The organism is Streptomyces sp. BBFR51 (assembly GCF_044591655.1).
Classification (GTDB): Bacteria; Actinomycetota; Actinomycetes; order Streptomycetales; family Streptomycetaceae; genus Streptomyces.
Genome location: NZ_CP172448.1, coordinates 6,009,575 through 6,022,393 on the forward strand (window position 1 = coordinate 6,009,575; position 12,819 = coordinate 6,022,393).

9 protein-coding genes are annotated in these 12,819 nt (G+C 70.4%); 3 read left to right on the forward strand and 6 right to left on the reverse strand.

Annotation, left to right across the window (positions count from 1 at the left end):
* Window positions 1-75 precede the first annotated feature (75 nt).
* From ACGH7X_RS27580 to ACGH7X_RS27605, 6 genes are all read right to left on the reverse strand, one after another.
* Window positions 76-489, reverse strand: a complete 414-nt coding sequence (locus tag ACGH7X_RS27580; RefSeq protein ID WP_030948713.1) for a roadblock/LC7 domain-containing protein — start codon at window positions 487-489, stop codon at window positions 76-78.
* A gap of 10 nt (window positions 490-499) precedes the next feature.
* On the reverse strand, window positions 500-3,775 hold the full coding sequence (locus tag ACGH7X_RS27585; RefSeq protein ID WP_399889434.1) for a nitrate- and nitrite sensing domain-containing protein: 3,276 nt from the start codon (window positions 3,773-3,775) through the stop codon (window positions 500-502).
* Between the two features lie 402 nt (window positions 3,776-4,177).
* Window positions 4,178-4,753 carry an ATP/GTP-binding protein gene (locus tag ACGH7X_RS27590; RefSeq protein WP_030188517.1) on the reverse strand — a complete coding sequence of 192 codons (576 nt, stop codon included), beginning with the start codon at window positions 4,751-4,753 and terminating at the stop codon, window positions 4,178-4,180.
* Entirely contained in the window at window positions 4,734-5,132 is a 399-nt protein-coding gene (locus ACGH7X_RS27595; protein ID WP_003973454.1) for a DUF742 domain-containing protein, read from the reverse strand. Before ACGH7X_RS27595 ends, ACGH7X_RS27590 begins: the two co-directional genes overlap by 20 nt.
* Before the next feature lie 111 nt (window positions 5,133-5,243).
* Window positions 5,244-5,657, reverse strand: coding sequence for a roadblock/LC7 domain-containing protein (locus ACGH7X_RS27600; RefSeq protein ID WP_003973453.1), 414 nt, complete (start codon window positions 5,655-5,657; stop codon window positions 5,244-5,246).
* Window positions 5,658-5,666: 9 nt separating this feature from the next.
* Window positions 5,667-9,647 carry a nitrate- and nitrite sensing domain-containing protein gene (locus ACGH7X_RS27605; RefSeq protein ID WP_399889437.1) on the reverse strand — a complete coding sequence of 1,327 codons (3,981 nt, stop codon included), beginning with the start codon at window positions 9,645-9,647 and terminating at the stop codon, window positions 5,667-5,669.
* A gap of 601 nt (window positions 9,648-10,248) precedes the next feature.
* Here ACGH7X_RS27605 and ACGH7X_RS27610 point away from each other — a divergent pair.
* The 3 genes from ACGH7X_RS27610 (at window position 10,249) to gltX (ending at window position 12,792) form a co-directional block, all read left to right on the forward strand.
* Window positions 10,249-10,437, forward strand: coding sequence for a hypothetical protein (locus ACGH7X_RS27610; protein ID WP_399889440.1), 189 nt, complete (start codon window positions 10,249-10,251; stop codon window positions 10,435-10,437).
* A 101-nt stretch (window positions 10,438-10,538) separates the two neighbouring features.
* Window positions 10,539-11,315 carry a fumarylacetoacetate hydrolase family protein gene (locus ACGH7X_RS27615; RefSeq protein WP_399889445.1) on the forward strand — a complete coding sequence of 259 codons (777 nt, stop codon included), beginning with the start codon at window positions 10,539-10,541 and terminating at the stop codon, window positions 11,313-11,315.
* Entirely contained in the window at window positions 11,308-12,792 is a 1,485-nt protein-coding gene (gene gltX / locus ACGH7X_RS27620; RefSeq protein ID WP_399889448.1) for a glutamate--tRNA ligase, read from the forward strand. Before ACGH7X_RS27615 ends, gltX begins: the two co-directional genes overlap by 8 nt.
* Window positions 12,793-12,819 lie beyond the last annotated feature (27 nt).

A 12,819-nucleotide genomic window follows, 5' to 3' on the forward strand; every position in this document is an offset into this window, starting at 1 on the left:
GCCTGGCACCCATCGCTGTGGAGCCGCGTCCCGAAACTTTACGGCCACGGGACGCCAAAACGCACCGTCTGTCCTTTAGTTGAGAAGGCTCCCTTGGAGCTCGGCCCGCAGATCGGGGGTCAGAACCGTGCCCGCACGGTCCACCAGAAGAGCCATCTCGTACCCAATGAGACCGATGTCCGCCTCGGGGTGTGCAAGAACCGCGAGGGAGGAGCCGTCAGAGATGGACATGAGGAAGAGGAATCCGCGCTCCATCTCCACAACCGTCTGGTTCACGCTGCCGCCCTCGAAGATGCGTGAGGCACCGGCGGTCAGCGAGGTCAGACCGGAGGCGACGGCCGCGAGCTGATCGGCTCGGTCGCGAGGGAACCCTTCGGACATCGCCAGAAGGAGTCCGTCGGCGGAGACCACCACCGTGTGGGACACCCCCGGGGTGTTGTCCACGAAGTTGGTGATCAACCAGTTCAGGTTCTGCGCCGCCTGGCTCATCGGGCTCACACTAACGCTCCTGGTTGTAGGTGCTGTCAGGACCACGGTGTTCATTCCCTGTGTCCTGGCCGTTCGTTTCACTGCCTGCGTTGCGGCCTCGCTCGACGCCGCGCCGCAGGTTGCTCAGCCTGCCCCGGACGTCCTCCGGAGCGCGGGAGACCTGGGGGCCTCCCTGTGGAGTGGTTTCGGCGGCGCCCTCGACCAGGTTGGCCTTGGGGACCCGTCGCGGCAGACCCGAGGAGGTCACCCCGCCCGCCTTGGGCTTGCGCAGCGCCGAGGCCTGCTGCCAGCGGTCGTCGTTGGCCGACCGCCAGGTGTCTTCGCCGCTCGCCCCCGGTGCGGCGGCCGGCGTCTCCTGGCCCACGTGCCCCGCATCGCCCGGGCCGCTCGCGGTGGATCCGCGGCGGGGAAGACCGGCGTCGGTGAGCTCGTGGGCGGCGGAGGGGGCCGGCCCCGGACGGTCGAAGCCTACGCGGTCCGCCTCGTTCACGTCAGCGGCCTGCGCGGATTGCGCTCCAGGAGCACCCGAGGGGTACTGGTCCGGATAACCGTTCTGGTATCCGTCCTGCTGGGGCCAGTCGTCCTGGTGGCGCCGCTGTTCGAAGGCCGAGTAGTTCTCCGGGGAGCCGGGGCCCGCCGGCTGCTGTCCGTTCTGCCCCGGCTGCGCGTAGGCGGGGTCCGGGTAGCCGCCGTTGGGCGAGTAGCCCTCGTTCCCCGGCAGGCCGCCGTTCGGCGCGTAGTACTGCTCGTCGTACGACGGCTGCTGCGGTTCCTGGTAGGCCTGCTGCTGATCGGCGTACGCCGACTGCTGGTCGTACCCGCCGTTGGGCTGCTCCTGGTAGCCGTCCGCGCCGGGGTCGTAGCCCGGCTGCTGACCGGTGAACTGGTCCTGGAACCCGGGCGTACCGCCGCTCTCGGCGCCGCCGTGGTCCGCCGGACCCGGCAGCTCGGGGTGCGACTGGGCCTCCAGGGCCGCGCGGCGCTCCTCGCGCATCAGCGAGCGGCCGACCGGGTCGAGCTCCCGTATGTCGTCGGGGATCTCGGCATACCGGCTGTCGTCGAAGCCCAGCTCGGCGGCGGTACGCATGGGCTGACCGACCTGGCCGAAGTTCTCGCCCTGGAAGTTCTGCTCCGGGATGATCTGCGAGACGGTGAACTCGTCGCGCGGCTGCTGCTCGCCGCCGCCACCGTGGGTGATGGCGTCCGGGAGCATGACCAGCGAGGTGGTGCCCGCCTGCTCGCCCGAGGGGCGCAGCTGGACGCGGATGCCGTGCCGGTCGGACAGCCGGCCGACCACGAACAGGCCCATGCGCTGCGAGATCGCGGCGTCCACCGTCGGCGGGTTGGCCAGCTTGTGGTTGATGTCCGCGAAGTCCTCGGCCGTCAGGCCGATGCCCTTGTCGTGGATCTCGACCATCACGCGGCCGTCGGGCAGCCGGGTCGCGGTGACGCGGACCTTCGTCTGCGGGGACGAGAACGTGGTGGCGTTCTCCAGCAGCTCGGCGAGCAGGTGCACGAGGTCGGTCACGGCGCGGCCGTGGATCTCGGCCTCCGGCACGCCGGACAGCTCGATGCGCTCGTACTGCTCCACCTCGGAGGAGGCGGCGCGCAGCACGTCGACCAGCGGGACCGGCTGGTCCCAGCGGCGGCCGGGCTCCTCGCCGGCGAGGACCAGCAGGTTCTCGCCGTTGCGGCGCATACGGGTGGCCAGGTGGTCCAGCCGGAAGAGGTTCTCCAGCTGGTCGGGGTCGGCCTCGTTGTTCTCCAGCTCGGTGATCAGGCTCAGCTGGCCCTCGATCAGCGACTGGTTGCGGCGCGACAGGTTGGTGAAGATCGCGTTGATGTTGCCCCGCAGCAGGGCCTGCTCGGCGGCGAGCCGGACGGCCTCGCGGTGCACCTGGTCGAAGGCGCGGGCGACTTCGCCGATCTCGTCGGTCGAGGTGATCGGGATCGGCTGGACCCGGGTGTCGACCCGGCCGGGGTCGGTGCGGGAGAGCTGGTCGACCAGCATCGGCAGGCGCTGCTCGGCGATGCCGAAGGCGGCGTTGCGCAGCTGGCGCATGGAGCGGCTCATCTGGCGGGCCACCATGCCGGCCAGGATGAACGCGGCGAGCAGCGCGATCACGACCGCGGCACCCGTGATGTAGGCGTCGCGCTCGGCGTCGTCGGCGATCGTGGACGCCTCGGACACCGCCTTGTCGGCCAGGTCCGACTCGATCTTCTGGTACGCGTCGAACTTGAGGGTGTTGACCGCCCACCAGTTCTCCGGCGTGATGCCCTGCTGGGCCAGCTCGGCACGCGCACTGGTGTCCGTGGAGTCGAGTCCGGCCAGCTCCGAGATCATCGTGGTCGGATTGGCCGGCGGCGGCACGTAGTCCGGGTCCTTGGCCTTGGCCTCCTTGGCCATGGCCGCGCCGTCCTCCTTGAGCTTCGCCTCCGCGTCCTCGAGCTTCTGCGCGTCCGCCTCGGTGCCACCGCCGATGTACTCCTCGACGGCGATGCGCTCCAGGTAGGCGTACGAGGAGAGGGCGACGCGCTGGCTGGCGAGGTGGCTGGGCTCGGGACCCGGCTTGACCAGCATGTGCATGCCGATGGAGCGCTCCAGGGAGAGCGCCGCCTTGGTCAGCGAGATCGCGTAGACGGTACGGCCGTAGGAGGTGATGTTGCCGGTGCCCAGACCGAGCTCGTTGGCGAACTCCATCAGGGGGTGGGCGACACCGGTGTAGCCCTCCTCGGTCTCCACACCCTTGAGCTTGGAGGTGTACGCGGCCGCCCGCAGCGTCTGGAGCTTGGGCTCCTGCTCGCGGAACACCTTCAGCCGGCGCTCCAGTCCGGCCTTGCCGGGCATGCCCTGGGCCGCCTCGTCGAAGGCGTCGGCCGCCTCGTCGGTGGCCTGCCGGGCCTGGGTGACGGTCGTGTCCTTGTCGCCCTTGCCCTGCAGCAGCGGGGCCGCGGTGATGTCGCGCTCGTTGTAGAGGGCGTTGGCGTAGCCGAGCGAGGCCCGCACCAGGCGCGCGGTGCTCTCGGCGTCCTCGGCGTCCTGCCACGTGTCGATCGAGCTCTTCACCTGGAAGCCGCCCATGACGAGGCCGACCAGCACGGGTATGAGCAGGATCGCGTTCAGCCGGGTCGTCACCCGCCAGTTGCGCGGCGAGAACCGGCCACCGCTCGGCGCGGGCTCGGCCTTGGGTTCCGCAGTGGGCGCGGGGGCGGGCGCCGCTGTACGCGGCGGCGGGGTGAAGTTGCCCCGGGCCGATGGCTCGGGACTGTTCTTGCTTCGCCTCACTCGACCAACAACCTCTCGGCGGTCGGCACCTGTGTCGTGCCGCTGTGTCTCAGAACCCAGTCCGTCATCAAGTACGCGCTACTGCTGAGTACGTCTTTGACCATTGGGCAGTTCTGGCATTCCAGCACGGCGACCAGCGCTCTTCCAAACAGTGGAACGCGGGGGTTACACGTGATGTAAGCCCCACGTAAAACGGTCATAAAGAGCGAGGCCCGTCAAAAGACGGGGCGTTCGTGCGCGCAGCGAGACCAGTTGACCGCGACGCGTGTCGGCACCACCCGATTCCTCTGCCGAAACGTTATGAACAGCGGAGCCGACCGTGTCAAAGGACACAGTCGGCTCCGTCCGGTCTACGACAAGTGACGTAGACCCTTGCCGACTTGGCTGCGACCGTCCGTGGACCTACCGCAGGCGGGCCATCAGCGCGTGCTCGACCAGCGTGATCAGTGCCGACTTGGCGTCGGCGCGATGCCGGGCGTCGGTCGTGATGATCGGGGTGTCCGGGCCGATCTGCAGCGCCTCGCGCACCTCGTCCGGGTTGTACGGCTGCTGTCCGTCGAAGCCGTTGAGCGCGACGACGAACGGCAGACCGCTGTTCTCGAAGTAGTCGACGGCCGGGAAGCAGTCGGCCAGCCGGCGCGTGTCGCAGAGCACGACCGCGCCGATGGCGCCGCGCACCAGGTCGTCCCACATGAACCAGAACCGGTCCTGGCCCGGCGTACCGAACAGGTACAGGATCAGGTCCTGGTCGAGTGTGATGCGGCCGAAGTCCATGGCGACCGTCGTGGTCGTCTTGTCCCCGGCGTGTGTGAGGTCGTCGATCCCGGCGCTGGCCGAGGTCATCACGGCCTCGGTACGCAGCGGGTTGATCTCGGATACGGCGCCCACGAACGTGGTCTTGCCGACGCCGAAGCCGCCGGCCACCACGATCTTCGCGGAGGTGGTCGCCCGGCCTCCGTCAGAGCTTTCGAAGTCCACTGAGCACCCTTTCGAGCAGTGTCACGTCAGGCGCACCGCCGTTGTTCTCGTCTCCGCCAGGCTGGTGAATGGCGACGAGCCCTGCCTCCGCGAGGTCCGCGACCAGGATCCGCGCCACACCGAGCGGCATCGCCAGCAGGGCCGACACCTCGGCCACCGATTTCACCTCGCGGCACAGATGGCAGATGCGCTGGTGCTCGGGGAGCAGCCCCATGAGCGCTGCCGGGTCGGCCGTCGTACTGATCAGCGCCTCGATGGCGAGCTGATAGCGCGGCCTGGTCCGGCCACCGGTCATCGCGTAGGGACGTACCAGCGGCTGGTCGCCCTCGTCCTCGTACGGCTCCGCGTACGGATCATGAGAGGCGGTGGGCGGGGTCATGAATCCTCCGGGCGGGACAGCAAGTCGGTCAGTCAAGCCGTCTGACGAGGCCGGTGGGGGGATTGTGGCGGCCGGACGGTGATTTGGTAACACGGGTGGTGCCGGGGCCGATCAGTGGAGCAGACTGCCTTGTAGTTCAGCGCGCAGGTCGGGTGTGAGGACCGCACCCGCGCGGTCGACCAGGAGCGCCATCTCGTAGCCGACGAGGCCGATGTCGCACTCCGGGTGCGCGAGGACGGCGAGGGACGAGCCGTCCGAGACGGACATGAGGAAAAGAAAACCTCGCTCCATCTCCACGACCGTCTGTGCCACGTTGCCGCCCTCGAAGATCCGGGACGCCCCGGCGGTCAGCGAGGTCAGCCCCGAGGCCACGGCCGCGAGCTGGTCGGCGCGGTCGCGCGGGAAGCCTTCCGACATCGCCAGAAGGAGTCCGTCGGCGGACACGACGACGGTGTGGGACACCCCTGGGGTGTTGTCCACGAAATTCGTGATCAACCAGTTCAGGTTCTGTGCCGCCTGGCTCATCGGGCTCAACTAACGCTCCTGCTGGTGAGTGGGCCGCGGATAGCTGCCGGTCTGGTTGGTACCGGTACCGGCCTGACGGCCCTGTGCGATTCCCCGACGGAGATTGGTCAGCCGGCCGCGCACGTCGTCGGGCGCACGCGAAACCGCCGGACCGCTCTGGTGCGACTGTTGCTGAGCCGTCCCCGGGACGAGGTTGGCCCGGGGTACCCGGCGTGGGAGGCCGGAGGTGGTGACCCCGCCCGCGGCCGGTTGCCGGACGCGCTCCGCCTGCCGGACGAGGTCGTCGTTCGGCGAGCTGCGCCAGGCGGAGGTGGCGGGCCGCTGGGGGGCCGCCGGGGTCTGGGGCTGGGCGGCCTGCGGCTCCGGGGCCGCGGCCGGGGCGGCCTGCTGCGCCCTCGCCTCGCGGTCGCCGTGGAACCAGTTGGTCTCCAGCGTGTCGTACAGCGGCGTCCGCCCGTCACCGGGACCGGAGGCCGGGGGCAGGGCCCATCCGTCCGAGGGCCGCTGCGGGGGAGTGCCGTTGGTGTTCTGGCCCGCGGGCTCCTGGGGGGCCGGACGCTGCGGGGCCGCAGGCGGACGCGGGGCGCCGAAGTCGTTCCCGCCGAGCGTGCCGCCCCCCTGCGGGCGCTCGAACTGGCCGGTGGCGGCCGGGTTCTGACGGCCCGGCAGGTTGTGCTGTCCGGTGGAGCCGTTGTCGTAGCCCTGGGCGCCGGCGAACCGGTCGGCCCGGGCGGGGCCGTTCGGAGCCGCCTGCGAGGGCTGGCCGCCGAAAACGTCCGAGCGGACGAAGGCTCCGCCGCCCTGCTGCGGGGCGGTCGGCTCGGGCCGCGCGAACTGGTCGTTCTGCGGCGCGTCCGGGCGGCCCTGCCCGTACTGGTCCTGACCCTGCCGGTCCTGGCCGTACTGATCCTGGCCGTACTGGTCCTGCCCGTACTGACCCTGCCCGTACTGGTCTTGTCCGTACTGGTCCTGGCCGTACTGGTCGTCGTACTGGTTCTGGCCGGGCTGGGCGAACTGGCCCGTGCTCTGCGGCTCGTCCCGGCGCGGCGCCGGGGCGTCGAAGTCGGGGCGGGCGAACTCGGCGGTGGCGGCGGGGGACTGGGGCTCGCCGAACCGCGGCACCGCCGGCATCTCCGCGGTCGAACCCGGGCCCTGCCTCTCGTCGTGGCGCGGCGTGCGGTCCGTGCGGGAGCTGTCCGGCTCGTCGTGACCGCGCGGGGCGTCCAGCGAGGCGCGCGGCACCGGCGGCTGCGCGTTCTCGTCGCTCCAGCTGGGCACCCGCGGCTGCGGGTTGCCGCCGGGCAGCTCGGCCCGCGGACCGCCACGCGGCGGCAGCTGCGGACGACGGCCCTGGTCGGCGTCGCCGTTGCCCCGGCGCTTGCCGCGCTGCGGGGGCGCGGAGGGACCGCGTCCGCCGCCGAACATGTCCTGGCCCTGCGAGGCGTTGCCCTGCGGCGCGTTCATGCCCGCGGCCTGGAGGCCCTGCGGAGCACCGGGCGCCTGACCGGCACCGGCTCCCGCGCCGGCCGGGGCCGGGCGGTTCTGCTGCCCCGGGCCCGCCGGGGACTGGGGTCCGCGCGCGCCACCCGGCGCACCCGGGCGACCGCCCGCGTCGCGCCCGGGCAGTGCGGCCCGCGGTCCCGGACCGGCACCGAGCCGGCCGCCCGGCGCACCGGCGCCGAGGGCACCGCCACCGCCACCGCCACCGCCGAAGGCGCCGCTGCCCGCGAGGGCACCGCCGCCCTGGCCACCACGGCGGGCCGCGGCGACACCGGCGGCGGCCTGCGCGGCGGCCGGACCACCGTTGCCCGAGGGCTGACCCTGCTTGGGCTGCGGCTTGCGGCCGCCCTGGGCGACGTCGACGGGCAGCATGACCAGCGCGGTCGTACCACCGGAGTCGGAGGGCCGCAGCTGGATGCGGATGCCGTGGCGCTGCGAGAGGCGGCCGACCACGAACAGACCCATGCGGCGGGAGACGGAGACGTCCACGGTGGGCGGCGAGGCGAGCCGCTCGTTGATCGCGGCCAGGTCCTCCGGCGAGAGGCCGATACCGGTGTCGTGGATCTCGATCAGCACGCGGCCGTCGGGCAGCGCGTGACCGGTGACCTTGACCTTGGTCTGCGGCGAGGAGAACGAGGTCGCGTTCTCCAGCAGCTCGGCGAGCAGGTGCACGAGGTCGTTGACCACACGGCCGGCGACCTCGGTGGTCGGCACCGAGGCCAGCTCGATGCGCTCGTACTGCTCCACCTCGGAGGCCGCGGCGCGGAGCACGTCGACCAGCGGGACCGGGCGGGTCCAGCGGCGGCCGGGCTCCTCACCGGCGAGGACGAGGAGGTTCTCACCGTTACGGCGCATACGCGTCGCGAGGTGGTCGAGCTTGAACAGCGAGGACAGCTGGTCCGGGTCGGCCTCGCGGGACTCCAGTTCGGAGATGAGCGAGAGCTGACGCTGGATGAGGCCCTGGGAGCGGCGCGAGAGGTTGGTGAACATCGCGTTGACGTTGCCCCGCAGCAGGGCCTGCTCGGCGGCGAGGCGGACCGCCTCGCGGTGCACGTCGTCGAAGGCCGCGGCCACTCGGCCGATCTCGTCCCGGGAGTGCACACCGACCGACTCCACCGAGGTGTCGACGTCCTGCGGGTCGGTCTCGGAGAGCTGCTTGACCAGCTCGGGCAGACGGTCCTGGGCGACCTTGGTCGCGGTGTCCTCCAGGCGGCGCAGCGACCGGATCATGGACCGGGCCACGACGAACGCGCCGACCAGGGAGACGCCGAGCACGAGCAGGATCAGGACACCCGAGATGATGGCCTCTTGCTCGGACTCGTTGCGCAGCTCGCGGGCCTGCTGCTCCATGTCCTCGAGCAGCTTCAGCTCGATGTTCTTCATCTGCTGGATCTTGGTGGAGCTGTCGTCCAGCCAGTCCTGGTAGGACCGGGACCTCAGGCTCGCCAGGCCGTTGGTCTTGCCGAGGGCACGGCCGGCGTACTGGTCGGACGCCTCGATCACCGGGTTGCCCTCGGAGATCGGCTTGAGCAGGTCCTCCGCGCCCTCACCGTAGATGCTGGTGAAGCTGCGGATCTCGGACGTCTGGCTCTGCAGCGCGGACTGGGCGTACAGCCGGTCGTTCTCGGCGAGATCGCCCTTGCTGGTGTTGTTCGCCGGCAGCGCCGCGGCGAGGACGGCGCGCTGGATGGACGCGTACTCCTTGGCCGAGGAGAACGCCGACAGGGCGCGCGTGCGCTGGATCATGTCCGGGTTGCTGGTCGCCTCCGCCATGTCCTGCGAGAGGTCGAGCAGGTGGGTGATCAGGCGGTGGTAGGACTCGACCGTCTGGGTCGAGTTGTCGTTCGCCGTGTACGCCGTGCTGCGGATCTTGGTCAGATCGTTCAGGTCGCTCGCGATGCCGACGAGGCTGTCCCGGACGCCGACGAGCTTGCCGTCCTTGCTCGCCGCGTCGATCTGCTCGGACTTGTCGAGGAAGTTCTTCAGGGCCCGGTCGGTCTGCTCGCGGTCGCCCTTGACGGCGATGGCGCTGGACTTCGAGCCGTGGGCCAGGGGACCGGCGGACTGGTCGCGCTCCTCCTGGAGCGCGGCGGCCAGCTCCGTGGCCTGCTTGGTCATCTCGGTCAGCAGCTTCATGTTGTCGAGCTGCTGGATGTCGTCCATCGACTGGCTGATGCGCATCGCGCCCAGCGAGGTCGCCGCGACCACCGGAAGCGCGAGCAGCGACACCAGACGGGTGGAGATCCGCCAGTTGCGCAGCGCTATTCGCGGGCCGGGGCCGGTCGAGCCCTTGGCCGGCTTCTTGGGCGGCTGCTCGCCGGATGCGGACGGGCCCGTCGCCTGGCCTGCGCGCTCCTGGCCGTCGCCGGACTGGGCCTGGCCCGGGTTCTGGGCGTGCTGGGGCGAGGAGCTGACGGCCTTGGGGCCAGTCCCGCCGTGCGGCTCCGGCTCCGCCGAAGCGCTGCCATCCCTCTTGAAACGTCCCTGCACTAGCGTCGCAACCTCTGGACCAGGCGCCCCTCCGCGTGAACGGCTGGGCACGGTGTCGGCGTCATAGGGGCGCCCTGAATACGCCCCTGTGTTGGTCGTGAGTGACCGGCGCTGGTTCCCCCTTCTCGCCGCCGCTCGGCGCTGGTGTGCGCCCCCTTGCGCCGGCTCGATCCCGCGGCGGTCCGTGGAATTCCAGCACAGTGCAGGATCTCCAACAAGGCCCATGGGGCAGGCCGTGAGATACGTGACAGCACGTGAGGGCCGAGTCACCAGACGTAGAAGATGATCACCCGCAAACCGGACGTATGCCCGCGAGTTGCCGAGGCGGAGAGGGTGTCCCAGTCGACATGATCAGCAGCGGAATGATGCCTTCAGGTGTGCAATGTCGGTTAAGTCGGGGTGGTCGCGGCGTCGCAATTGACCGGTTTGACCCTTGATAAGTGAGCAAACTCACACCCGGATCGTGGGCTCCCCCAGGGTTGGCGGGGAATCGCATGTTTAGCCTGACGCTTTACAGAGAAGGCAAAACCGACAACCTGCGCCCTCGCAGGGGTATCAGCAGCCCCTCGGGCGCCCGGACATGACAGGGCCTCGTACAACCGTGAAGACGACGATGATGTTCCACAAGATCGCCAACCCGCGACGCACGACGCTGGCGCACCTCGAGGGCGCCGACGACCTGCAGACGCCGGAACAGCCGGAGCACGCCGTCGAGCTCCCCACCCAGACCGCCAACCCCCGGCGCACGACGCTGATGGAGATCCCGGTCGCGGCGTCCGTCGCAGAGTAGTACGACACCGGGCCGCCGACCGTTCAGCGGCCAGGGGCCTCTTGCCGCGTTAGCCTGGAGCGTCAGACTCCAGCCAGCTCAGTCAAGGGGCCAAGCAACCCGTGCGCATCGCCAGGTTCTCCATCGACGGGAACGTCGCCTTCGGCGCGGTCGAGGGCGACCAGCCGGACCAGCTCGTCCTCGACATCATCAAGGGCATCCCGTTCGCGGACTTCGAGCTCTCCGGCACCAAGGTGCCCCTGAGCAAGGTGCGGCTCCTGCCGCCGGTACTCCCCAACAAGGTCGTCGCCTTCGGCCGCAACTACGCCGAGCACGCCCGCGAACTCGGCAACGAGGTGCCCGACGCCCCGTTCGCCTTCTTCAAGCCGTCCACCTCGGTGATCGGGCCCGGCGACGCCATCCAGTACCCCTCCTTCTCCGAGGAACTGCACCACGAGGCCGAACTCGCCGTCGTCATCGGCCGCATGTGCCGCGAGGTCCCGCGCGAACGCGTCAAGGACGTGATCTTCGGCTACACCTGCGCCAACGACGTCACCGCCCGCGACGTGCAGCGCCGCGAGAAGCAGTGGGCCAGGGCCAAGGGCTTCGACTCCTCCTGCCCGCTGGGCCCCTGGGTGGAGACCGAACTGGACCCGAGCGACCTCACCATCCAGCTCACGGTCAACGGCGGCCAGCGCCAGCTCGGCCGCACCAGCGAGATGATCCACTCCATCGAGGACCTGATCGTCAACATCTCCGAGGCGATGACGCTGCTCCCGGGCGACGTGATTCTCACGGGCACCCCGGCCGGCGTCGGCCCCCTCAACGTCGGCGACGAGGTCGCCGTCACCATCGAAGGCATCGGCACTCTCACCAACAAGGTTGTCAAGCGTGGCTAGCGCACCCGGCTCCCCCGTACGCGTCCGTTTCTGCCCCTCGCCCACCGGTAACCCCCACGTGGGCCTGGTCCGCACCGCCCTGTTCAACTGGGCGTTCGCCCGGCACCAGCAGGGCACGCTGGTCTTCCGCATCGAGGACACCGACGCGGCCCGCGACTCCGAGGAGTCGTACGACCAGCTGCTGGACTCGATGCGCTGGCTGGGCTTCGACTGGGACGAGGGCCCCGAGATCGGCGGGCCGCACGCGCCGTACCGCCAGTCGCAGCGCATGGACATCTACAAGGACGTCGCTCACAAGCTCCTGGACGCCGGCCGCGCCTACCGCTGCTACTGCTCCCAGGAGGAGCTGGACACCCGCCGCGAGGCCGCCCGCGCCGCCGGCAAGCCCTCCGGCTACGACGGCCACTGCCGCGACCTGACCGACGCCCAGGCCGAGGAGTACAAGGCGCAGGGCCGCGAGCCCATCGTCCGCTTCCGGATGCCCGATGAGGCGCTCACCTTCACGGACCTGGTCCGCGGCGAGATCACCTACCTCCCGGAGAACGTCCCGGACTACGGCATCGTCCGCGCCAACGGCGCCCCCCTCTACACGCTCGTCAACCCGGTCGACGACGCCCTGATGGAGATCACCCACGTCCTGCGCGGCGAGGACCTCCTCTCCTCCACCCCGCGCCAGATCGCCCTGTACAAGGCGCTGATCGAGCTGGGCGTCGCCAAGGAGATCCCCGCCTTCGGCCACCTCCCGTACGTCATGGGCGAGGGCAACAAGAAGCTGTCCAAGCGCGACCCCCAGTCGAGCCTCAACCTCTACCGGGAGCGCGGCTTCCTCCCCGAGGGCCTGCTCAACTACCTCTCCCTGCTCGGCTGGTCGCTCTCCGCCGACCAGGACATCTTCACCATCGAGGAGATGGTCGCGGCCTTCGACGTCTCGGACGTCAACCCCAACCCGGCCCGCTTCGACCTGAAGAAGTGCGAGGCGATCAACGCCGACCACATCCGCCTGCTGGAGATCAAGGACTTCACCGAGCGCTGCCGCCCCTGGCTGAAGGCCCCCGCCGCCCCCTGGGCGCCCGAGGACTTCGACGAGGCCAAGTGGCAGACGATCGCGCCGCACGCGCAGACCCGCGTGAAGGTGCTCTCCGAGATCACCGACAACGTCGACTTCCTGTTCCTGCCGGAGCCGGTCTTCGACGAGGCGAGCTGGACGAAGGCGATGAAGGAGGGTTCGGACGCGCTCCTGAGCACGGCGCGCGAGAAGCTCGACGCCGCCGACTGGACGTCCCCCGAATCCCTCAAGGAGGCCGTCCTGGCCGCCGGCGAGGCCCACGGCCTCAAACTCGGCAAGGCCCAGGCCCCCGTCCGCGTCGCCGTCACCGGCCGCACGGTCGGCCTGCCCCTCTTCGAGTCCCTGGAGGTCCTGGGCAAGGAGAAGGCCCTGGCCCGGATCGACGCGGCGCTGGCGAGGCTCGCGGCGTAACGCACGCGCTCGTAGAGCAGAAGGAAG